Raw genomic sequence first — 22607 nt, 5'->3', positions numbered from 1 at the left:
CGTCGCACCATCCAGTAAATATATTCATTATGGCTTGGGCTTCGTTTTCTCGTCCTCGTACCCCCGCGGCGAAATGCCTGCACCTCATTCGCCTGCAGGAACTCACCTCCCGCAGCGAGCTCGTCCGCGCGACCGGCCTGTCTCAGCCCACTGTCACCCGCGCAATCGCGGCGCTTGTCGACGCCGGATACGTCACCGAACGCAACGACCTCACCCAATCCCAAGGCCGTGGACGGCCCACCATCCCCCTCGAACTCGCCGAAACCACCGAAACGCACGCGGGTGTGTCCGTGGGCACCGACTCCACCTACATCGCCCTGTTCGACCTCAAGGGCCGCACCCTGCGCAGCGTGGACGTGGACCTGCCGGTTGCGCGCATGAGCGAGGACGACTTCATCCAGCACATCATGGCGGGCCTGAACAAACTGACCACCAGCGTCGGCCGCCCGCTCGCCACCGTGGGCGTGACCACATCCGGCACGGTGCGCGGCAGCGGCGACGTCTACGCCCCCAACCTGGGGTGGGACGGGGTGAACATCGGCGATCAGATGCGCGAGCAGTTCTCCGTGCCGGTGCAGGTCACCTCGATTTCCAGCGCGATTGTCGGCTCTGAGATGCAATCCACCGCAGACCTGGACACCCCGTCGGTCATGGCGCTGTTTGCCGACGACTCCCTCGCCTGCGCCATCTCCAGCCCCGAAGGGGTCAACCCCATCGAGGTCGAGCAGGGCGAGCTGACCACCCAGGGCCTGCTGGACGCCATCGATGTGCCCACGATCCGCACCCTGCGCCAGGCGGTGGAGGACGCCGGGGAGGCAACCCGTTCCGCGCTCGACAGCCGCGCCCGCGGCCTGGGCACGCTCGTGGCTGGGCTGTGCTCCGACCACTGCCCCAACACGGTGGTTGTCGCAGGCAGTGCGTTTATCGACGACCCCCTCGCCTCCGCCCCCTTCGCCCGCACTGTCCGCGAACACATCTCCGGGCCCATCGACCTGCGCCTGATCCCCAGCCACAAAGACGTCGTGCGCGACATCGCCCGCGCCGTGGCGTTGGATTACGTGCTTCGCGAGCCCCTGGCGGTTGCGGGGGCGTAATGCGCAAGGTCGCCTGGGTTGCCGTGCTACTGCTGGCCGGCTGTTCCACAGAAGTTCCGGTTGAGCCGTTGCAGACCGAGGCAGTACCGACGCAGACGCAGGAGCAGTATGAGGGCCTTGAGGGGGTCGTCGCAAAGATTGAGGAGGCGACAAACACCGAGGTGGGCGTCGCTCTTTACGACGGCACCACCCTCACCCAAGCCGGCTCCCTGGACACCCTGCCGGCCTGGTCCACCATCAAAATCCCCATCGCACGCGCCGCCGAACGGCACTGCGAATACGACCACGCCACCATCGCGGACTTCACCCAGGCCTCCATCGAATGGTCCGACAACGACTCCGCCCGCGCCCTATGGGACTGCATGGGCGACGACCTCGAAGCCGCCAAACTCGTCGGCGAGGAAATCGAAAAAGCCGGGCCGCACGTCAACGTGCGCAGCGCGTTTGGCACCACCAGCTGGACGTTCGCCGACCAGGCGAAATACGCCCACTACTTAAGCACCCGCGACCAATCCCAACCCGTCCTGGCGGACATGCGCAACATCACCGAAGACCAGGCCTACGGGCTCGGCCAGTTGGGGGTTCCGTTCAAAGGCGGCTGGTCAGACGTGGAGGAAGACGGCTCCTGGCACACCCGCCAACTCGGCTGGATCAAACACGTTGGGGTAGCCATCGGCGCGCGCAGCGCCGACGGCAGCTACGAGGACACCATGGATGCCCTCGACCAAGTCGCCGAGGCTATCGCCCCATAAACTTATCGGCGATCGGGCGCAGGTACGGCTCGATGAACTTCACAATCGCGGCCAGGATCGACAGCACCGTCAACACAATGCCCACGGTCCGACGCACGTCGTCCGGCGACTTATCGCCGACACCCGCGAAGACCAACTTCTTCGGCGTGGTGTTCGGGGTTTCGTTGCCATCCGCCGGACGGTGCAGAACCACCTTCTGGGAACCCTGCGGCATGGATTCCACGTCGGTCGGCTTGTAGCCCACCACCGCAGCCGATGCCTCGCCCTCAGCGGTGACCGCACCGGCGAAACCGACACGAGTCACGGTGGGGTTCAGGAACGTGTGCAGGTGGCCGGTCATGCTGTTCTTGTCGTCGGACCACTTGCCGTTCAGACGCTTCAGGTCCGCCAGCTCGCCATAACCCCACCCCTGCATGGCGCGGCTCATGTTAGCCGTGCTGTGCAAGTTCGCGCCCCAGCCTCCTTTGCCGCCGATGGTGGCGGTGTCCTCCGGGCCGCAGTTGTCCGTACACGTTGCGTTGAACGGGCGGACGTGCGCGAACTTCTTCGCCGCCTCCACCGCACGCTGCAGTGCGATCAGGTTGTAGCCGGTGTCCAGTTGCACCGCGTTGACGTACTTCTCGCGGGTATCCAGGCCCTGTTCTGCAGCGACCGTGCGGAGCGTTTTTCCGTCGTATGGCACGTTCTGGTCCCACATGTCGCCGCGGAGCTTGCGCAGTTCACTGATGCCGGTTTCCGCATCGTTGGTCAGGTTGAACTTCGTCTCAAGCGCGATGACCTGGTCGGCGGGCTGGTTGAGTTCCACGCCGGTAACGGGGGCCGGGTCGGCGGAGGCTGCTGGGGCGAGGACGAGTGCTGTGGCTGCCGCGGTCGCTGCGGCGTATAAACGGATGCGCATAACCCGAGGGTAGCGCGTACCACGCCATAAAGAGCACTGGCACGGCAATGTAAAGGAACTGCGGGGCGCCAGGCCAGAGCACTACCGAAGCGTACGGGGCCATCAGCACCATGAGCGCCACCGAACCGTAGCGCTCGAAGACGAACACGCCAAGCGGCACGATCCATACCCAGTGGTGGTACCAGGAAAACGGACTAACCAGGCACGCGGTCAGGCCGATGAAGGAGACGGCGAGGGGTGCGGGGGCTCGTCGACAAGCAAGGAGCGCAAGGATGGTCACGGCGGCACACAGCGTGAGCCACAGCAGCGTCGAATCCATCCCGGCGCGGGCCAGCACTTGGCGTATGGACTGCGCCCCCGGATTCTCGTCCACCCCAATCCGTTGCGTGCTGAAGATCGCGCGCGTCCAAAAGTTCGGCGCGTCCACCACATTCATCCCGCTCGCCGCAGTGCACACGAACGTGAACGCGGCAACGAATGCCGAGCCCCACCTGCGCTGATAGATCAACAACACGATGAAAAACGCGGGCGTGAGCTTGATCCCCGCAGCCAGGCCCGTCCCGATGCCCGGCAACCTGTTCTTCGGCAGGAAATCCAGGCACACCAGCCCCATGAGCAGCAGGTTCACCTGCCCGAAGTACAGCGTGCCCTGCACCGGCTCCGTGCACAGCACGAAAAAGGCCACCAGCGGCACCACGTGCTTCTTGCTTATCGACGACCCCCACACCACCCCGGCCAACACCACCACACTGGCCAACTTCCAGGCGACGCCGAACCACTCCTCGGTTGGCAGCCACGAAAACACCACGCCCGCAAACGGCGGATACGTAAACGGCAAGCCCGGCAACAGGTCGTGCGCATAGAGCGGCAGGTGGTCCTTCACCTGCTGCCCGCCCAGCACGTAGACGTGGAGATCACTTGGGTAGGCGGTGGAAAACGCCGTCTCCAACGGCGTAGTGACGTAACGATAAACCGCTACTGCAACAACAATGAGCAGGAGAATCACAAGTCGAGCCCGTCCAGGATCGCATCCATGGCGTCAGCGACGTCAGTGCGCCACAGCGTGTCCACCTTCGTATCCGCACGCCCCGGCCCGCCATTGATCACAGCGGTAGGTTTGCCCTGCTTCTTCGCATCCAGAATGAACTTGTAGCCGCTCATCACCGCAAGCGACGTGCCAATCGCAACCACACCCGTCGACTCCGCCAGCCACTGATCGGCCTGTGTTCGCGTGGCCTTGGGCACGTTCTCGCCGAAGTAGACCACGCTAGGCTTCAAGCGCTCCGAGCCACAGTTCGGGCACGTGATCATGCGGAAGCGCTCCACGTCCTCTTGGCGCAGTTCCACGTCGCCGTCCGGGTTGATCATCGTCCCGACCACCTCGACAGAATTGAAGTAGTTGGGGTTGGCGGCGGTGAGGAGGTCGTCGATAAGCGATCGCTCATGCAACACATTGCAGTCCAGGCACACCACATGCTCCATATCGCCATGCAACGCAATCACGTTTCGCGAGCCCGCCTGTGTGTGCAGTCCATCGACGTTTTGCGTGACAATGCCACGAATCAGGCCGGCCTGCTCGAGCTCCGCAAGCGCAAAATGCGTCCGGTTTGGCCGCGCCGCCCGCATGAACTGCATACCGACGAACGCACGCGCCCAATACCGACGCACCTGACGCGGCGAATGCGCGAACTCCTGAAACGTCATCGGACGGCCCTTGGTCAAACGGCCGGTTTCGGAGCGATAGTCGGGAATGCCCGAATCCGTCGACACGCCCGCGCCCGTGATGACCAGCGTTTTTGGGTTCCTTAACTGTTCTATGACGCGTTGCTGCGCGTTCGGGGTCGGCGTTGCCGTTTCCTTGACCACCCGCTCAATCGAACGCACAGCGGACCGATGCGCCATCGCAATCGCGGGGTCGTCGAAGAAAGTTTCCATCGCCAGGCAGTGTACAAACCACCTAGGATTTCCCGCATGGGGGAATGGAAAACCGAAATCAGAACCAACCTTGTCGACGTCCGGGGGCAGACATATCTCAGCAGCGACCTACTTCGCCTATCCACGTCACACGCGCTGGCGCGCAGCTCGTACGACGCCTTGAAGGTCCACCAGCAGCACTGGGCCCGGGCCTACTGCGCGGGCCTTGCCGTCCACGCCGCCGTGATCACCGGTCGCGCCTCCGCGTACCTCAACGACATGTGGGTCGTGAACACGCCGCTAGACCAGGTCGCGCTGGTGTTGCCGTCGGTGCCGCGGCGCTCAACATGGCCCGCCGGCGTACGCTACGTGCAACGCACACTCCCCGCCTCCCGGATCCGCCGCGGGGAAGCCATGTCCACTACGTCACCATTGCAAACCTTTCTAGACATTGCCCGCCTCGACGGCTTCACCCACGCACTCGTCGCCGCAGACTGGCTCGTCCAACGCGGTGGCTTCACACCGGCACAGCTTCAGCACCTCGTCGAAACTGAGCCGCGCTTCCCAGGCAAACCCGCCGCCCGCCTGGCCGCGCAGCACGCGTCGACCCTGTCCGAATCCGCACCCGAGGCCTACGCGCGCGCTTTGCTCATCGAAGCCGGCATCACCGACGTCCGCGCCAACGTCACACTCACCCGGTGGAGGTACCGCGTTGACCTGCTGATTAACGGGTGGTTGGGAGTTGAGATCGATGGGCGCGTGAAGTACGACGACACCACCTTCGGCCCTGCGCACAAGGCACTTCTCGACGAGAAAACGCGCGCCGACCGCCTCGGCAACGCCGGCCATCCCCTGCTCCGGTACGCGCCGCGCTACCTGGAGGAGCACCCCGAGGAGTTCGTCGGGGCGGTGCGGGCGCGCCTCGAACTTGGCCGTTAGGTGTGCGGGGTTTTGTTCATATGCAGGGCTCGATATGCGTAAGTGCAGGTCAGCGCGTTTTCAGAAACCTCGGCCAATTTTCCGCAAAACGCCGTGACCAGGGGTTACGCATATCGAGCCCTGCATATGAAGCGCGAAGGGCCTACCGGAACGGGACCTCACCGATCGTGCGGCGCAGCTTCCGGGTCCGGAGACGTTCGGGGCGCCGGGCAAGCTTCTCCATCGCACGCACGGCACACATGACGTGGGCTTCCTTCGAGTTGGAGTAGAACGCCTGGGCGCCGGCGGGCAGTTTCGGCACAGCGTGCAACGGCAGGTCGGATACGGCCAGCAGGGTGCCGTAGGGGACGCGGTAGCGGTAGCCGTTGGCGGCGATGGTGCAGGACTCCATGTCTACGGCTGCGGCGGTGGATCCCCGGAGCCATTCCCACAGGTCCTGCGGGTCTTTCCACTCCCAGTTCCGGTCGCCGGTGGACAGGACGGTGCCGGTGCGCATCAACGACGTGTCGTCGCCGTACACCTTGGTCACGGCCTTTTCCAGGGTGCGTTGCACTTCGGGGACGGCGGGGATGGGCAGTTCGCGGCGCAGGTAGTCGTCGAGAACGTGGTCGTGGCGTTCGTAGGCGTTGCCGAGGATGAGGTCGCCGATGCGCATGCGGGCGTCCAGGCCGGCGCAGTGGCCGATCATGATCCACGCTTCCGGACGCAGAACGGCCAGCGAGTCGGTGATGGTTTTGGCGTTGGAGGGGCCGACGCCGATGTTGATCATGGTGATGCCGTCGCCGTTTTCGGTGATCAGGTCGTAGCGCGGCATCTGGAACTTCGACCCCAGCTCCAGGTCTTCGAGCGCGACGGTGTCGGAAACTGTTTCGCCGGAGGGGAGGACGAGGCGGGTGTAGCGCGAGTCGGGGTCGGACAGTTCACGCAGGCCGAAGCGCACGAATTCGGTGACGTGCATGGCGTAGTTGGTGAACAGGATGTAGCGCTGCAGGGTGTCTACGTCGATGCCGGTGTAGTGCTCGAGTCGCGCGATGGCGAGGTCGAAGCGTTGCGGGCCGAAGTGGAACAGGGGTTTTTCCGGACCGTGGAAGGCGTCCCAGTGGCCGTCGACGATGGCGTCGTGGACGTCGTCGAGGGCGGGTCGGGGCAGGTTGCGTGTTTCGTCGATAGGCGGTGTGCCCTTGATGTAGGCGGGCGGGATGACGATATCGGAGTACTCCACACGCATGGAGCACGGATAGTTCGAGGTCAGCGCCTCGAGTTGGGCGATGAGGTAGTCCTCGAGCAGGTCGGGGCGGGAGAGGACGGCGGAGTAGGTGCCGGCTTTGTCGACGTAGCCGAAGGTTTTGGAGCGGTCGATGGGGCGCCATTCGCGGACTTCGACGGTGAGTTTGGGGTAGCGCACTTCCCCGTAGCGTTCGAAGTCTCCGGCGCGTGCGATGTCGCACGACGCGTTGTACAGGGCTTTTAGCTTTTCGACGACCTCACGTACCTGGTTCATACCCCGCCAGGCTACTCACGAATGAGCACGCGGCGCACGGCTTCGGCGCGGCGACCAAACTCCTCTACGGGAACGCCTTCGCGGATGCACTGCTCAATGAGTTGCTGCATGCCTGCGATGTAGAACCGGGCCATGTCGTCGACAAGCTTCATGTCCGCGTTTTCCCAACGGGCGGCGCGGGGCAGGAGTTGTTCGCGCATGGTGGGCAGCATGACCTCGTACACCTGGTTGTCCAGCAGGCTGTGGATCGGCGAGTCGATGATGCGCACGGCAGCGGTGTAGTGACCGGCGGTGCTCTGCGCCAGTGCAGTGACCGACGCTTCAAAGTTCTTGTCAATGCTGAATCGTTCCGCGAAACTGCCGTAGGCCGCCAAGACCCACTGCGCTGCGGTGGCGAGCACGAGGGCGTCGCGGTCCTCAAAGTGCTGGTAAAACACCTGACGGCTCACGCCTGCTTCTTTCACGATTTGCGAGACGTTGAGCTCAGCGACCTCGTAGTCGTTGAGGAGGCGCATGGTGGCGTCGATAAGCGCCTTTCGCGTGCGCAGTGCACGCGGGTCTTGGCTGTCCGAGCGGCGGCCCGGGAGGATAGTTTCAGTCATCCCATGTCTCCAAAAAATTTCCGACATTAGTGTTATGTGGTATGAGCCTAACCGATGACACCCTGGAACTGTTACATGCCCTTATTAGAAATGGATGCGTCAACAACCTAACGGCAGATTCTGGACACGAGGAAAGAAACGCCCGCACGCTGCAGGAATTCTTCGGGGATACCCGTGTAAACGTCGAACGCTTCGAACCCCATCCGGGTCGAGTTTCCGTAGCGTTTTCCATCGAAGGCACCGACCCCAACGCCGAGCCACTCACCCTTTTGGGCCACACCGATGTCGTGCCCGTCGACGAGGATAAATGGACAGTTGACCCGTTCGGGGGTGAGATCAAAAACGGCCGCATGTACGGGCGCGGCGCCACCGACATGCTCTACATCACTGCAGCGATGGCGGCGGCTGTGCGCGACGTTGCCCTCTCCGGCACGCAACCCAAAGGCACCCTGACCTTCGTGGGATGCGCCGACGAGGAGGCCCGCGGTGGCCTCGGCGCGGCGTGGCTTTCGGAGAACGCGTCGTTCCCTTGGGCGAACTGCCTGTCCGAGGAGGGCGGCTCCCACCTGCCTGTGTCCGACGGCTCCGACGCGCTCGTGATCGTCGTCGGCGAGAAGGGCGCCGCACAGCGCCGCTTGACCGTGCATGGCGACGCCGGCCACGGCTCCGCGCCGTTCGGCCGCGACATGGCGGTAACCAAGATCGGTGAGGTCGCGCGCCGCATCGCCACCATCACGCCCGAAGTGCGTAGCGACGACATCTGGGAGGGCTACGTCCGCGCCTGGAAATTCGACCCCGACACCGAAGCGGCCTTGCTGCGCGGCGAAGGCTACGAGACGTTCGGTCAGCTGCAGGGCTACTCCCACGCCATGAGCCACCTCACCATCTCCCCCACCGTGCTGCGTGCCGGCGAGGCGATCAACGTGTTGCCGTCCGTCGCCTGGATGGAGCTCGACATCCGGCCCTTGCCTGGCCAAACGCAAGAAGAGATCGACGATCTGCTGCGGGAAGCGCTCGGCGACCTTGCCGACGAGGTGGAGATCACCCACCTCATCACCGAACCCGGCACCGTCTCCCCCACCTCGGGCCCGCTTTACGACGCCATCGTGGACACCTTCCACGAATTCTTCCCCGACGTCCCCGTCGTCCCGACGATCGCGGCGGGTGGATCCGACCTGCGCTTTGCTCGTCGTAAAGGTGGTGTCGGCTACGGATTCGCCCTCCACGGGCGCGGCGAAACGCTGGGGTCTGTTCTAGGTGAGCTCCACAGCCACGACGAATCCGTCTCCCTTGAAGACGTCGACCTCACGGTCCGGGCGTACCGTTCCCTGATCCGCCGCTTCGTCGGGGCGTAGGTTTCGCGGCCATTTCTCGCCCCATTTCTCGCCCCATTTCCCTTCATATGCAGGTCTCGATATGCGTAACTGCTGGTCACGACGTTTTCCGAGTTTCCGCCGTAATTTCGGGAAAACGCTCCAACCTGGGATTACGCATATCGAGACCTGCATATGAAGCAAAGGTGGCCACGTGGGATGCTTAACGCATGAAGAAAACTCTCGTAGCGGCGCTTGCCGCCAGCGCCGTCACTGCCGGAACGTTAACAGCGCCCGCAGCCGAAGCCGTGGAACCAAGCACTACCGCGACAGCCACCCCAGTCACGACTACTGCAAATCCCGAGCAGAACCCCGCCATCGCAGAGGAATACACCCCGCTCGAGATCGCGCTTGGACTTGCTGGCGCCATTGCCGTGTACGGGGCGATCGCTGCTGGCACATGCTGGGCGATGAAACAGGGATTCATTCCGAACCCTGCACCGAAGTACATCCCTTGCCACGCGAAACCGAAGCCCGCACCGAAGAAGCCCGCCTCGAAAACAGCACCGAGGCCAGCACCGAAACCTGCACCGCGGCCCGCTCCAACCCCTGCTCCGAAGCCGGTGCAACGGCCGGAGCCTGCCCCGGCACCCGCACCGTCGAGGGCATACCCGAACTGCCGCGCCGTTTGGAACGACTTGGGACGCCCCATTCGAAGCAATGACCCGGGCTACGGCTCCCACCTAGACCGCGATGGCGACGGGATTGGATGCGAAAAGCGCCCGAAGTAGCTCTTCCCACCTGTCACATCTGCCCCATCCGTGACATACTGTTCCGCATGAAGTTCCGTACTCTCGCAATGACCGCCGCGCTGGCCGGCACGATCGCCGCCGCGCCGACCGCCCAAGCTGACGCCATCGACGACGCACTTGCCGCGCTGCCGTCCGGCCCGATCTCCTGCGACCAGGCCTCCCGCTACTGGACCAACGACGCCGACTACCAGCAGAAAGTCCGCCAGGCCCGCACGCTCGCGGCGTTCGACCGTCGCGGCCCACAGATCCTCGAGGCACTGTCGCGTGTCGACGAAGCCGCCAACCGATGCGGCCTCAAGGGCACCCAGGGCGGCAACAAGACGGCCAACACCACCGCCCCGAAGCAGCAGACCCAGCAGCCGAAACCGCAAGCGCCGGCTCAGCAGCCTAAACAACAGCCACAGCAGCCGAAGCAGCAGCCGAAGCTGAACATTCAGCCGCAGTTCCCGGAGCGCATCAACCTCACCCCGGCTGGCGTGCCGTCGGTTGATGTGCCGGTCGCGGGCGTGACCACGCTGCAGTTGCCGGACCTGCTGAAGATGCTGCAGGACGCGTTGGCGCAGATCCTGGCTTACTTCAACATCCAGCTGTAAAGCTCGTTGCCGTCGGCGTGGATGCGCACGCCGGGCGTGGGGTCAAGCCACAGGTCAGTCTGGAGGGTGTGTTCGCCGTCGGTGCAGGTAAACGAGATCGTTTCGTTGGTTTTATCCAGCACCTCAACGCGTGCGCGTGTGAGCCATGCGTTGCGACGACGCACCCCAATCAGCTTCTGATACTCCGTAAAAATCCACCCACCCAGTGGCGAGAGTTCGGCCGGGGTGGTTGGCAGGGCGGGGCGGACGGCGTCGTCGGCAGACCAGCCCTCGCCGCGGGTGCCGGTGAAGCCTTGTTCATCGCCGTAGTAGATCGACGGCATGCCGGGCACGGTCATGAGAATCGCGGCGGCGAGGATCAGTTTGTCGGGTCCGACTGTGGAGGCGATCCTGTCCACATCGTGGTTGCCGATGAACGTGTTGGTCAACAGGTCGGCGGGGTGGCGTTCGAGGGCATGGGCGAGTTCCCAAAAGTTGGCGTCGGCAAGCGATGACCAGGTGGCTTTCCACAGTTCATACTGGGTGACTGCGTCGAGCGTGCCGGCCGCGGCGATCTCTGCGTAGTCGCCGTGGATGACCTCCCCGAGGAACATTGCGTCAGGGAACTCCTCGCGAACGCGGGAGAGCACGTCGCGCCAGAATTCGGACGGGACGGCGTAGGCGACGTCGAGGCGCCACCCCGCGATGCCGCGGCGCAGCCAGTGGCACATGATGTCGACGACCGCATCCCGGATCTCTCGCTCGTCGTGGTGGAGTGTGGCCAGTTCGTTGTGACCCTCCCAGTCCGTGTCGCCGGCAAGACCTTGCTCAACCCAAGGGTGGGTGCGGGCCACGTGGTTAAAGACCCCGTCGAGCATTATGTTGATGCCACGGGTTGCGCAGGCGTTGATAAGCCAGTCGATGTCGGTGTCGTCGCCAAGCCTTGCGTCAATGCGCAGGTGGTCGAGGGTGTCGTAGCCATGGGTGACCGACTCGAAAATGGGACCGAGCAGCAGGCCATTGCAGCCGAGTTCGACCAGGTAGTCCAGCCACGCCTCGAGTCCGCGTAGGCGGTGTGCGGCATCTTTAGTGTCGCGGATCGGCGCGCCGAGCGCGGCGAGCGGGTAGACGTGCCACCAGATTGTGCGATCCAACATGTGCCCGAGCCTACGCACCGAGCAGCGCCAGCGGTACGACCGCGATTCCGTCGGGGCGGCGGTAGGCGCGGTTGCCGGTGGTGAGGATCACCGCGTCCACAACATCGTCCGGGAGTTTCTCGCGCAACCAAAGTAGGTGCTTGACGTCGTCGTCACCCACGTTGGCGGCCAGTTTGACCTCCAATGCCACGATCGCACCGTCTTGGTCCTGTGCAATGAGGTCGACCTCTCGATCCCCTTTGACCGTGCGGAAGTGGCCGACAGTACCGAAGGATGCTTGCGCCGCTACCCGCACGGTGAGGGTGGCGAGCGACTCGAACAGTGGTCCGAGCAGATAGTTGAACCGTCCCGTGAGTTTCGCAGCTGGAATCTCCAGCAGACGCAGGACAAACGCTGGGTCCGCAAGCTGGTGTTTCGGTGCTTTCGCGAGGCCAGCGAACGGGGAGCGTCGCATGTCCCAAGCTGGCACGGGGTCCAGCATCCACAACTCGGCGAGTTTTTCTCTGTACACCATCGTCGTGGATTTGGCGGGTTTGTTGGTTTGTCCGGGCGTGGCTGCGTCGAGAATCTCCTGGTAGCTCGTCGTCGTGGAGCTGGCTGCTGCGTACGCCGCTAGCCAGTTCATCAACGCTGTTGGGTTGCGCGCGGTGTAGCCCTGCTCAGGGAGGTCGCGATCCACCACACGGGTGAGATAGGAGTCCAGCTGCTGGTTGCGGAGTACCGGTGGCGCTTCATAGAACCCCGGGAAGCCGCCGGACGCTATCGCGTCAATGTAGTCTTTCAGGGTTTTGTCGGTCTCGCCTGCGATGGTTGCGTCGCCTTGAAAAAGTTCGCGCATGCTTATCGACGACTCCCAGCCACGCCGTTCAAACAACGCCAACGGTCTCATCCGCATTGACAAGATGCGCCCTGCTCCGCTGTGAGTATCAGTCCCGGCTACGGGAGTGGCTGAGCCGGTCAGGAGAAAACGCCCGGCGGGAGCACCATTATCCACCGCCCGCCTGACGTAATCCCAGGACTCGGGGTGGCGCTGCCATTCATCGATCAAGATCGTGCCATCAGGGCTTGCGGTGAACGCCGGATCCGAGGCGAGAACTCCGGCACCCTCATCCGTGTCGAGCTTGAGCACCGTCGACGCTCGCCGGCGCGCAGTTTCGGTTTTGCCGACACCTTTCGGCCCCTCAACCGCAATAGCAGACGCATACGGAAGGAGCTGGTCAAGTTGGGTGTCTACGGCCCGTTGCAGGTATCCCATAGACACGAACCATACCAATTTTCCGTCGTGAATCGGTCGTTTTTTCCGTCATGAATCGGTCGAATTTTCCTCCCTGCGCCGAATGAGCGGCTGCAGGCCCTTGGCGATGCGCTCGCGCCACTCCTTGGCAATTTCTTCGTAGCCGCTGTCGTGGGGGCGCATGCCGCGGTGGGTGAAGTTGACCTTGGTTTTGCCGGACTCGTCCTCTTCGATGTCGAAGATAAGCGACGTGTCGTCCCACTCGTGGTCTTCCTTGGGGTTGTCGGTTGGTTCGACGTCCCAGACGATGCGCTTGCCGTCGTCGGCTTCCTTGACGGAGAAGCCGACGTAGCGGTCGTCGTCGGAGTAGTGGAACTCGGAGCCTTGTTCGGCGGCGTCGCCTTCGACGCGTTCGTCCCACCAGGTTTTGGGTTTGGTGATCGCTTGGTAGACCTCTTCGCGCGTGGCGGGGACGGAGAAAGATGCGGTGAAGTCGCGGATGGCTTGGGCTGTGGTGCCGTCGGCAAACTCGTAGTCCGACAGCGTGTGGTCCGGGTCGTAGATGGAGATGTTGTAGCCCTCGTCCCGGTACTGCATGAGGCCGTCTTTGATCAGGTCGCGGCCGGCCTTGTTAAACGCGGTCACGCCAGAGACGTCAAGGATGAGGTTTGTGCTGGTCAGGCGGCGCTGGGAAAGACCACGGAGGATCTTCTCAGCGGAGGTGAACGTGATCATGCCTTGCAGTTCGACGATTTCGGCGTCATCGCGGCGTTCGATCCGGCGGATGCCCGGCGCGAAGTAGAAGTTCGACGACAGCAGGTTCAGGCCCATGGAGCTGGACAGTTCCTGGAAGATTTTTACTCCGCGCACGGAGTTGCCCTGTTTATCCAGGCGCGGGCTTAGCGACGCAATACCTAACTGGCCCGGCAACGTCCCGATCAAGCCACCGGCCACGCCTGACTTCGCGGGGATGCCGACGTTGACCATCCAGCGCCCGGAGGCGTCGTACATGCCGGCGGAGACCATCACGGCTTGGGCGAGTCGGGCCGCTTCCGCCGAGACGATGCGCTCCCCGGTGACGGGTTGGATGCCGGCGTTGGCAAGGGTTGCCGCCATCACCGCGAGGTCCTTGACGGTGGCCAGGATGGCGCACTGGGCGATGTAGGAGGCGACGGCGTCGTGGGCGTCGTCGCTAATGGTTCCGGCTTCGCGCAGCATGTGGGCGAACGCCTTGTTGCGGTCGGCAGTGGCCTTTTCGGATTCGAATACCTGCTGGTCGATGCGCAGTTCGCGGCCGGCGAGGCGGGAGAAGTAGGCGCGAAGTTTCTCGCTGCGCTGCTCCACGGGGATGTCTGGGCCACCGATGAGTTGGTTGACGGTGATGGCGCCGGCGTTGATAAGGGGGTTGGCGGGCCGGCCTTCGCTATCAAGCGAAAGTGCGTTGAAGGCCTCGCCGGAGGGCTCGACGCCGACGTGGGTGTGGACCTCGTCGGGCCCGTACATGTCCAGCGCCAGCGCGTAGACGAACGGTTTGGAGATGGACTGGATGGAAAACTCGTAGTCGCAGTCCCCGACCGCGTAAAGCTGTCCGTCTGCGGTGCACAACGCAAGCCCGAGCTTGTCGGGGTCGGCGTGTTTGAGCACGTCGATGTAGTCGGCGCGGTGGCCGGAGTCGTGGTCACGCACCGATTCGACGATGTCGTGCAGGTATTCAGTCACAGGCGAACGCATGCCGCAAGTGTAGGACCTGCGGAGGATACTAAGGCCGCTTGGTCAGACGGGCCCCGCACTCCCCTGGCCGGTCGTGGGGGCGCAACTGCACCTTGAAGCCGTCGAGGCTTTCCTCCAAGAACCCTTCGTGCAGCGCACAGATGACCGGGGCAGGGCGCTTGCCACTCTCCGTGATGAAGGGACAGGCGTTGAGGCCGAGTTCCCGCACTTTCCGGGTTGTGGCGTCGGGGCGGTGCAGCGGATCGAAGCCCATCTCCCGCAGCATCTCGGCGGCCTGTCGCTCCGCACAGTCCAGGTCTGTTGCGGTACCGCTTTCAGGGCGGGCGTTGATCCGGTTGGCCCATTCGCGGCCGATGGCCTTAGCGGTGGTGGCGGTGGCGTCGTCAGGCAGTTTGCTCGCAAGCACCTCCACCAGTGCCACAATTGCGCGCGACGCACTGCTCGTGCGTGCAACCCGAGCGGTGTACACGTGCGACGGGCGGCCCCTGCCAGATCCGGTAGCGACGTGGCGGCTGACCACGCCTGCGCTCATCAGTTCGTCGAGGTGGCCGCGCACTGTGTTGGGGTGCATGCCAAGCGCCTCGCCGATCTCGGCGACTTGGACTCCCTCAGGGTGGCGCTGCACCTCGTGGAACACGTCGACCTGTTTCGCGGTCAGCCGGTGAACGGCTGCGATCAGCTCACCAGATGGTCGCGGTGCATGTCTGCGTTCCATGCGCATTCTCCTGGACGTGTTACGGGCATTCCTGAAATTATATGCCTTACTGAGTTGTACTCCAATTTGATTTTCGCGAGTCGTACAATGAGTGTTACGCAAACTCACTACTAAGGAGCCGTCCGTGGCGCGCAACACCCACATCGCAGCTTGGTCCGTGGTCGCGGCACTCATAGCTGGGACTGCATCCGCAGCAACACTCCTGGCGCCTGCCCAAGGCGAGCTTCCAACTGGCGACGACGTCGTCCACGTTGATGTGGACATCGAAGGCATGCGGTTTATCCCCGACCGTGTCGAGGTTCCACGTGGCACCAAACTCGTGGTCAACCTGACAAACTCCGGCGACAAAGAACACGACCTGAAAGTTGGCGAGGGATACTCGGGCCGACTCAGCCCCGGCGAGAGCGCGAGCGCCTATTACGGCGAGTTCAACGTTGACACGCTCGGGTGGTGCACCATCGCCGGGCACAAAACAATGGGGATGCTCTTTAGGGTCGACGTGACGCCTTAATCAACGCCACCTGCGCCTTCACGGCCCGTGCGAGCAGCGGAATGAACGCCACGAGCACGCCAAATACGACGAAGGACAGCACAATCCGCGCGTAGGAATTGTTCACCGCCAGCCATGCCAACAGCGCCACATTGAACAGGCCGACGCGCACGTAGGCAGCCCGGTTGAGTTCACGGAGCCCGGCCTTCACCGCTGCCGGCCCACCGCCCATCATGGTTGGCATGAGGTAGCTCATCGCGCCGATGAGCAGTTGTGCTGCAAACCCGAGCAGCAGCGGCAACGTTGGAATGTCGGCAGATCCGCCGAACAGGCGCACTGCGTACCAGGTCAGCCCGCCAATCAGCCACGCAACCGCGAACAGGGCCGATAGCGCTGGGTAGGTGATGCGACCTCGGGGATCGCGAAGCACCGTCAGCGCGTTAACCACAAAGCCCTGGTAGAGCCACGCCCAGCCCGCAACGATCACCATGGTGCCGATGCCGGTAACCACGGACATCCGCAGCAGCGCACCCGCGACCGCCACGGTGACGCCAGCGCCAGCGAGCACCAGTGCCACACCGACCCTCCCCACGGCGCGCGTGCGCCACATCGCGGGAAACAGCACGCTCAGCGCGCCCATGGCTGCAAAGCCGACGAAGCCGCCAACGTTGATGAACATGTGCGCCTGGCGCACCGCACCGTGCCACTGACCAGGCAGTCCGGCCGACAGCGCCGCGCCGAACAGCGCACCGACCGGCAGACAGCACGCCGAGGCCACGAAGCCGTACACACTCGCATTGCTTCGTTGCGACGCCCTGACCTGCCCCGCCAACACCACCGCATGCCACGCCACCACAATGCCGACGACCAGCGCGCCGACCCAGGTCAGCCAGTACCACAGCGCCACCTGACCAACGAGCGTGGCAACGACGCCGGCGTTGAGCAGATAGGTGCGGGTGAGCTGGGCGGGGCGGGTGGCGTCGTCAAGCTTGCGCCCCAGGAAGCGCTCAGTGAGCGTCTGCGACCACAACAGGATCGAGTTTGTCAGAATGCCCAGCGTAAAAATGTGGATGAGCAGCCACGATCCCTCAGGGATGAACGGGTGGACAAGCCCCACGATGATGAACACGCCCATCCAAATGCTCACCGGCTTGGAGGCTTTGCGGTGCCACGCCCGCGGATTCATATCAGGCATTGACCGACCCCGACTTCGGGTTGTCGCGGAAGCACCACCACGTGGCCGCCGCGAACACAACCGCAGATACGGCCAGCACGAACAGCACATTCTCGTACGACTCGGTGTACGTCGCGCCACCATCCAGACCCCGCTGGAGCAGCGAACCGGTCAGCGCGACGGTGGTCAGGGTGCCGAACTCGTAGGAGACCTCCTCCACACCCGCCGCCATGCCGGAACGGTTCATCGGAGCCGCGCCAATGATCGCAATCGACGACACACTCATCACCGAGCCCACCGCAAAGCCCAACACCGCAAGCGACACAACCTCGAACAGCACGCTATGCGACGACGCGCCCACCACCAGCAGACCAGCCCCCACCACCGATAACGCGAAACCACCAGCGATCAACGGCATGAAGCCAACCTTGTGCAAAAACGCGCCACCGAGCGTCGACGCGGGAATGGCGGCCACGGCCATGGCGACGACGGTGGTGCCGGCCTTCAGGGGCGTAAATTCGTCGACAAGCTGCAGCTTCTGCGTCGTCATCAATTCCGCGCCCGCCATGATGAACATGCCACCCGCCGCGGCAACAACGCCGCCGGTGAACATGCGGGACCGGAAGATGTCGAAGGTGAGCAGCGGGTCATCGAGGCGCGCCTGACGCCGCACAAACAGCCACGAGCCCAACACGCACGCCACGATCGAGCCGACCAGCAGCGCGACGCTTTGGGTGTTCGCAGCCTGCTTGATCGCCATCGTCAGGCCCGACAGCGCAACCAGCGAATACAGCGAAGATATGACGTCCCACGCCTTGTTCGGATCCGGCAGATTCGGCGGCGCCAGCCACACCGTAAGCACGAGCGCAAGCAACACAATCGGCACGTTGATGAGGAACACCGAACCGACCCAGAAGAACTCCAGAAGCAGACCACCAACCACCGGTCCGAGCGCGCCGCCAACCACGGCAACCGCGCCCCAAATACCGATGGCAAGGTTGCGCTCGCGCTCGTCGGAAAACGTCAGACGGATCAACGCCAACGTCGCCGGCATCATCACCGCCGCGCCCACGCCAAGCATCGCGCGTGCCGCGATCATCTCAGCCGTGCCCGGCGCGAACGCCGCCCCCAGCGACGCCACACCGAAAATCCCGAGACCGATCAGGAACATCTTGCGGTGGCCCACCCGGTCCCCCAGCGTGCCTGTGCCAAGCAGAAGGCCCGCAAGTGCGAGCGGGTAGGCGTTAATGATCCACAGGCCCTCGCTGGGACCTGCGCCGAGACTACGTTCAAGCGCGGGCAACGCCGTGTACAAAATTGAATTATCCAGCCCGATCATGAGCAGGCCGAGAGATACAACAGCAAAGAAGCCCCAGCGCTGCGCGGGTGTGCTGGTGGATTCCATGCGGGGAATACTACCGCGCGGTTCTTTTTCACCTTGTCGCAGGATCTACGCCAGGTAGGCCGCACCTTGCTGCATAAGTCGCTCTAAGTACAAATAGCGCTGCTTAGTCACCCAACCACTGCCTTTACCGGACGCAGTATTTTCAATTTCACTTGGCAAAGTCCGATGCGCTCCAAGTGGTTGCGTTTCGTCCTTTGAGGTCAACACAAACGCTTGATACCGACCTTCAACCCCACTGCCATCACACCATCCATTTTGAGATAGCTCTTCAATGGCTTGCGCGATTTTCCGCAGTTCAGGCCTGTTGCGGTCTTTTGCCTCTTTCCTTAAGAGCCGCGCCTCGTTCAAATTCCAGGTGATATTGTCCTGCCGATACTTGACCGCAGGAATCTCAGTTTGAATCTTTCTGTCAACATAAAACGCAAGATGACGCACAGGACGAAACGTTCGTCCTGATTTACAGACATACACAGACGTCTTTTTATAAAGCTCCCATTCCTTCTTTCCAGGAACTAACAAAGTATCTGCTGGTTCGGTCGGGCGCCGGTTGTACAGGGACTCAACGCGGTCTACTGCCTTAAGAAAATGCTCGAACGCAGGATCAACATAGTTCGCCACCGCAAATATTCGATCGCATTCAAACGGGACATCGGTATCAAGAATCGAATCGTGGTGAGCCACGCGATTACGAAAGTTCCTAATCCCTTCCACTGCGGCGCCAACTTCGCTACGACTTCGGGCATAAGGGAACGCGCGTTGCAAACAGAGGCGCCAGAGCTCGTCGTTGCCTTTTCCGAGCATTCGAGTCCAAAATCCGAAATGCAAGTTCGCGGTTATCTGCGCCCGCGAATCTCGGTGGTGGGGACTTAATCCCTCCCTTGTGTCTTCAACCCTTTCCCGGACTCCTTCTCCAATTAAAGGATTTCGAGAGAATATCCACGGCACTGAGCCAGCATCGTGTTCGAAATGCTCCCTGAGAGCCTTATCGATGACGTTTCTCAGCCCAACTTCAAAATGGGCAAGTAACTCCAGACCTGCAGAGGCAACCTCCCCAGCCCAAAGATAAAGCTCTCTGGCTTTCTGCACATCGTTGTTTGCTTCCTGCAGATACGGCGCAAAGCGCGAGTCACTGACGAGCTTTGAGAAGAAAAACTCGGAACCAGGACCTTCAACCCCATCTAAGGACCCCAAAGTGTCAACCCCCTTGACCTTTTATGAATGTGCGCACAAATCCAGCACCTATGCTTGGACGTAGCGCCCTTTAAGTGTAATCTCTTTCTCGTACGCCCCGGTGTCGCCTCTGCTCAAGCAAGCGCCCGGGGCTTAAAATTTCCGGGTTAAGTAGCAAAATGTGTGTCCGGTCGGCGTGTCGTCGGTCGGACACTTTTTGTGCTATTTCATGGGGCCTTTTCTGATTCGTATCGAGTGGTTGTATTCGGTTGGGATAGCGTTGTCGTAGAAGGCTGGTCGTCCTGTTTCTTGGTCGGCTTTGTTGTGGTCTTCTTCGGCAAGATCGTTGACTTTGGCGAGTTGGTCTTGTCCGAAATTGCACCGCCTGGCGATCGTGAGTGGATCGTCAGGTCCGTCTAAGAGTCTCACGCGGGTGCAACGGTGAGGGGTGTAGAGAACGCACGGTGGGCGGTTGCGAATAAGTGACCACGCTGGCAGCCGAGAGGTACGAGCGATGAAAGATCAGCTCGAGCATTAGCGAACGTACTGACGTCGCTTTATTAGGTGTACTGACCGGGTACGTTGCGGGCACGCCGGTTCGGCGCACCGCCACAGCCGCTTGCGCCACACCAGCAGCACCGGCCGCCCCGCCGAGGGGATGTCACGCACCAGATGCTCACGCCGGCCGCGGGCCACCGCGACCACCCCGCACCGCGGGCACCCGGTCACCGACTCGGAGGTCTCCACCAACAGCTCCAGCTCACCGCCGTACTCACCGGCGGCAAGCACCACCAACCCCGAGATGCCGAGCATCGCAGCGGGCAGGACGGTAGCCTCAACACTCACCTGGGACTCCTCTCGATCCGTTGCTTGGTCGCTACGAATCGTGGAGTCCCAGGTCCGTCTTCACCAGCCCAACCCGGTCAGCGCGTCGCAACCCGGCTACCACGCTTGGTGAGGAAGATCTGCTAACGTGGTTCGGCGACGGCCCGGGCACGTCCTTGTTCCTAACCGTCGTGCGCTGGGGTCCGCGTGGACCGCTCGGCCAGCGTCCATCCAGTCAGGAGGCAGTCAGCAGATGTTCGACGACAACGGCTCATTCCTACTCGCCATGTTCGAGTTCTTCATCTTCTTCGCATGGTTCATGTCCCTGTGGTGGATCTTCGGAGATCTCTTCCGCAGCAAGGACCTCGGCGGCTTCGCGAAGGCGCTGTGGGTGGTGTTCATCGTCGCGCTGCCGTTCATCGGAATGCTCGCGTACCTGCTTGTTCGAGGTCGGGGGATGACCGACCGCGCGGCCGAGGCGCACCAGGAGCTCCAGCAGCGGCAGGAGGAGTACATCAAGTCCGTCGCCGGCGGCTCCGCCGGATCGAGCCCGACCGATGAGATCGCCTCGGCGAAGGCCCTTCTCGACTCGGGAGCGATTACCCAGCAGGAGTTCGACCAGATCAAGGCAAGGGCGCTCTCCTCGGTCTGACCCTGGTCCGCTCACTCGCCAGCCGCAGCGTCGCGGTCCGAGGGCGAAGAAGTACCGTTCTAATGACAACACCCCGCAGGGAAACCTGCGGGGTTATTTTTGGGTTAAGGGTCAAAAAGGGGTTAAGTAGCAAAATGTGTGTCCGGTCGGCGTGTCGTCGGTCGGACACTTTTTGTGCTATTTCATGGGGCCTTTTCTGATTCGTATCGAGTGGTTGTATTCGGTTGGGATAGCGTTGTCGTAGAAGGCTGGTCGTCCTGTTTCTTGGTCGGCTTTGTTGTGGTCTTCTTCGGCAAGATCGTTGACTTTGGCGAGTTGGTCTTGTCCGAAATTGCACCGCCTGGCGATCGTGAGTGGATCGTCAGGCAGTTGCGTTTTTGCATACAGGCACCACTCGAGCATTTTTCGTTGGCGTTCTCCTGACCTGCCGCGGTGTGCATCGGCGATGCGTTTGAGCTGGGCGTTGATGCCGCCTTCGAGGCTGTTGGTTGTTGAGACCCACCGGTTTGGCTCGAGTGCGTTTTTGGGCGGCTGCAGGTAGGTAAACAGCCATCCTTTCCGTGAGAGGTGCAGCAGGGAGTTGTATGCCTTGCGAACTCGCAGGTGGGTCCATTCCCACTGGTGATTCAGCGTGCGCCGTTCTTTTGGCACGGGGGTCTTTTCGTCGAGGAATGCTTTATAGACCTGTCCGAAGTCGTGGAGACGCAGTGTCCATTCGCGTGCCTGGTCAAGTGTGGTGATGCGGGTCAGTTTCAACGCCAGTGCGTAGATCGCCTTGCCCGCGTCGGTGCGTGGTTGGGTCGACGTGTAGCGACGGATCGCGCGTTGGGCATGGACTAGGCAGCGCTGAATGAGCGTGTTTGGCCAGCACGCTTTAATGGCGGTGAGTGCTCCTTGTCCGCCGTCGAGGACCACACATAGTGGCTCGGCGATCTTTTTGAGCAATTGGGTGTAGGCGTGGGCGGTTTCGCTTTTCGCCCAGTGCCATGCGATGACGTGGTCATAGCTGGCCGCGACGAGGAGGCAGCCAGCGGCGGTGTAGGTACCGTCGATGAAGATCTGGTCATAGACGCGGTGAGGTTCACCATCGTTGGGCACATCGATGAGCCAAAACGGCGCGAATCGGCGATCTAGGGTCCACCGGCTGATGTTTCGCAGGCGAGCGACCTCGGCCAATGAGGCGGTGCAAGTCGCATAAGAGATGAACGCTTGAAAGTCGCGAGTTTGGGTGTGATCGGTGCGGCGGCGTGTCGTCGAGCTGCCGCAATCTGGGTTTTTGCACCGCCACCTGGTTGTGCCTTTGGAAGTGGTGCCATTTTTCTTCATTTCCCCAGCGCATACTGGGCAACGTGGTCTGTTTCTACTCACCCAGAAAGCACACCAATCCCCGACTAGCACATGAGGATGCCATTCCGGTGGATTGAACGAGAATCGAGCATATATAAGGTGCGAAACCTTATATACGGCCGATTTATGCCGTCTGAGCAGTGAGGACTGCGAAAATCAGACACACATTTTGCTACTTAACCCAAATTTCCTACCACCTTCAGGGGTCAAAACAGCAAAAGCCCCGACCCACACTCCGGAGAGTATGTGTCGGGACTTAGTTTGTGCCCGGGGGGGGTGTCTGGTTCGGTGACATCGTTCCGCATGTCTC

The 22607-nt window shown here is 62.3% G+C and carries 21 protein-coding genes and 1 pseudogene; 8 read left to right on the top strand and 14 right to left on the bottom strand.

Annotated elements, in window-relative coordinates:
- Positions 1-29: 29 nt before the first annotated feature.
- Together HMPREF3048_RS03275 and HMPREF3048_RS03270 are read left to right on the top strand one after the other, a co-directional pair.
- Positions 30-1094: an ROK family transcriptional regulator gene (locus tag HMPREF3048_RS03275; RefSeq protein WP_070771183.1), complete on the top strand. Its 1065-nt coding sequence runs from the start codon at positions 30-32 to the stop codon at positions 1092-1094.
- Positions 1094-1846, top strand: coding sequence for a hypothetical protein (locus tag HMPREF3048_RS03270; RefSeq protein WP_083316698.1), 753 nt, complete (start codon positions 1094-1096; stop codon positions 1844-1846). The genes HMPREF3048_RS03275 and HMPREF3048_RS03270 overlap by 1 nt, the downstream gene beginning before the upstream one ends.
- Positions 1847-2610: 764 nt before the next feature.
- Here HMPREF3048_RS03270 and HMPREF3048_RS03260 read toward each other — a convergent pair.
- Both HMPREF3048_RS03260 and HMPREF3048_RS03255 read right to left on the bottom strand, forming a co-directional pair.
- Positions 2611-3750 (bottom strand): glycosyltransferase 87 family protein, encoded by a 1140-nt coding sequence (locus HMPREF3048_RS03260; protein WP_070771182.1) that lies wholly within the window; start codon positions 3748-3750, stop codon positions 2611-2613.
- Positions 3747-4679: a Sir2 family NAD-dependent protein deacetylase gene (locus HMPREF3048_RS03255; RefSeq protein WP_070421972.1), complete on the bottom strand. Its 933-nt coding sequence runs from the start codon at positions 4677-4679 to the stop codon at positions 3747-3749. The genes HMPREF3048_RS03260 and HMPREF3048_RS03255 overlap by 4 nt, the downstream gene beginning before the upstream one ends.
- Before the next feature lie 36 nt (positions 4680-4715).
- Between HMPREF3048_RS03255 and HMPREF3048_RS03250 the strand changes: the two genes are divergently transcribed.
- Positions 4716-5597, top strand: coding sequence for a hypothetical protein (locus HMPREF3048_RS03250; protein WP_141758837.1), 882 nt, complete (start codon positions 4716-4718; stop codon positions 5595-5597).
- Positions 5598-5739: 142 nt separating this feature from the next.
- On the opposite strand, the gene amn is transcribed toward HMPREF3048_RS03250, so the two are convergent.
- Together amn and HMPREF3048_RS03240 are read right to left on the bottom strand one after the other, a co-directional pair.
- Positions 5740-7098, bottom strand: a complete 1359-nt coding sequence (gene amn, locus HMPREF3048_RS03245) for an AMP nucleosidase (RefSeq protein ID WP_070771180.1) — start codon at positions 7096-7098, stop codon at positions 5740-5742.
- An 11-nt stretch (positions 7099-7109) separates the two neighbouring features.
- Entirely contained in the window at positions 7110-7700 is a 591-nt protein-coding gene (locus HMPREF3048_RS03240; RefSeq protein WP_070771179.1) for a TetR/AcrR family transcriptional regulator, read from the bottom strand.
- Between the two features lie 41 nt (positions 7701-7741).
- Between HMPREF3048_RS03240 and HMPREF3048_RS03235 the strand changes: the two genes are divergently transcribed.
- From HMPREF3048_RS03235 to HMPREF3048_RS03225, 3 genes are all read left to right on the top strand, one after another.
- Positions 7742-9055, top strand: a complete 1314-nt coding sequence (locus HMPREF3048_RS03235) for a M20/M25/M40 family metallo-hydrolase (protein ID WP_070771178.1) — start codon at positions 7742-7744, stop codon at positions 9053-9055.
- Between the two features lie 188 nt (positions 9056-9243).
- Positions 9244-9804: an excalibur calcium-binding domain-containing protein gene (locus HMPREF3048_RS11730; RefSeq protein WP_083316694.1), complete on the top strand. Its 561-nt coding sequence runs from the start codon at positions 9244-9246 to the stop codon at positions 9802-9804.
- Between the two features lie 47 nt (positions 9805-9851).
- On the top strand, positions 9852-10418 hold the full coding sequence (locus HMPREF3048_RS03225; RefSeq protein ID WP_070771176.1) for a hypothetical protein: 567 nt from the start codon (positions 9852-9854) through the stop codon (positions 10416-10418).
- Here HMPREF3048_RS03225 and HMPREF3048_RS03220 read toward each other — a convergent pair.
- The 4 genes from HMPREF3048_RS03220 to HMPREF3048_RS03205 are packed head-to-tail and all read right to left on the bottom strand — an operon-like array spanning position 10397 to position 15378.
- Positions 10397-11554: an alpha-amylase family protein gene (locus HMPREF3048_RS03220; protein WP_070421967.1), complete on the bottom strand. Its 1158-nt coding sequence runs from the start codon at positions 11552-11554 to the stop codon at positions 10397-10399. The genes HMPREF3048_RS03225 and HMPREF3048_RS03220 overlap by 22 nt on opposite strands.
- 10 nt (positions 11555-11564) lie before the next feature.
- Entirely contained in the window at positions 11565-12809 is a 1245-nt protein-coding gene (locus HMPREF3048_RS03215; protein WP_070452029.1) for an ATP-binding protein, read from the bottom strand.
- A 48-nt stretch (positions 12810-12857) separates the two neighbouring features.
- Positions 12858-14519, bottom strand: a complete 1662-nt coding sequence (locus HMPREF3048_RS03210; protein WP_070771175.1) for a glutaminase — start codon at positions 14517-14519, stop codon at positions 12858-12860.
- A gap of 28 nt (positions 14520-14547) precedes the next feature.
- On the bottom strand, positions 14548-15378 hold the full coding sequence (locus tag HMPREF3048_RS03205; RefSeq protein ID WP_342448777.1) for a MarR family transcriptional regulator: 831 nt from the start codon (positions 15376-15378) through the stop codon (positions 14548-14550).
- Between HMPREF3048_RS03205 and HMPREF3048_RS12235 the strand changes: the two genes are divergently transcribed.
- Complete coding sequence (locus HMPREF3048_RS12235) at positions 15359-15745, top strand: cupredoxin domain-containing protein (RefSeq protein WP_070484930.1); 387 nt, start codon at positions 15359-15361, stop codon at positions 15743-15745. The two genes, HMPREF3048_RS03205 and HMPREF3048_RS12235, sit on opposite strands and share 20 nt — an antisense overlap.
- Here the strand turns inward: HMPREF3048_RS12235 and HMPREF3048_RS03195 are convergent.
- The 5 genes and pseudogenes from HMPREF3048_RS03195 to HMPREF3048_RS03185 all read right to left on the bottom strand — a co-directional run bounded on the left by HMPREF3048_RS03195 (position 15723) and on the right by HMPREF3048_RS03185 (position 20319).
- On the bottom strand, positions 15723-16919 hold the full coding sequence (locus tag HMPREF3048_RS03195) for a hypothetical protein (protein ID WP_070484929.1): 1197 nt from the start codon (positions 16917-16919) through the stop codon (positions 15723-15725). The genes HMPREF3048_RS12235 and HMPREF3048_RS03195 overlap by 23 nt on opposite strands.
- Positions 16912-18303 carry an MFS transporter gene (locus tag HMPREF3048_RS03190; protein ID WP_070771173.1) on the bottom strand — a complete coding sequence of 464 codons (1392 nt, stop codon included), beginning with the start codon at positions 18301-18303 and terminating at the stop codon, positions 16912-16914. The genes HMPREF3048_RS03195 and HMPREF3048_RS03190 overlap by 8 nt, the downstream gene beginning before the upstream one ends.
- A gap of 45 nt (positions 18304-18348) precedes the next feature.
- Positions 18349-19494 (bottom strand): hypothetical protein, encoded by a 1146-nt coding sequence (locus HMPREF3048_RS12035; protein ID WP_141758836.1) that lies wholly within the window; start codon positions 19492-19494, stop codon positions 18349-18351.
- Between the two features lie 201 nt (positions 19495-19695).
- Positions 19696-19884, bottom strand: a pseudogene (locus HMPREF3048_RS12030) (IS256 family transposase); the annotation flags it as partial.
- A 123-nt stretch (positions 19885-20007) separates the two neighbouring features.
- Positions 20008-20319, bottom strand: coding sequence for a transposase family protein (locus HMPREF3048_RS03185; protein ID WP_007000757.1), 312 nt, complete (start codon positions 20317-20319; stop codon positions 20008-20010).
- 127 nt (positions 20320-20446) lie between these two features.
- Between HMPREF3048_RS03185 and HMPREF3048_RS03180 the strand changes: the two genes are divergently transcribed.
- Positions 20447-20950, top strand: coding sequence for an SHOCT domain-containing protein (locus tag HMPREF3048_RS03180; RefSeq protein ID WP_246816748.1), 504 nt, complete (start codon positions 20447-20449; stop codon positions 20948-20950).
- A 177-nt stretch (positions 20951-21127) separates the two neighbouring features.
- Here the strand turns inward: HMPREF3048_RS03180 and HMPREF3048_RS03175 are convergent, their stop codons facing one another.
- Positions 21128-22318 (bottom strand): IS256-like element ISAmas1 family transposase, encoded by a 1191-nt coding sequence (locus HMPREF3048_RS03175; protein WP_141758841.1) that lies wholly within the window; start codon positions 22316-22318, stop codon positions 21128-21130.
- Between the last annotated feature and the right edge of the window lie 289 nt (positions 22319-22607).

Source organism: Corynebacterium sp. HMSC075D04 (genome assembly GCF_001815635.1).
Taxonomy (GTDB): Bacteria; Actinomycetota; Actinomycetes; order Mycobacteriales; family Mycobacteriaceae; genus Corynebacterium; species Corynebacterium coyleae.
This window is presented reverse-complemented; position numbering and strand designations above follow the sequence as displayed.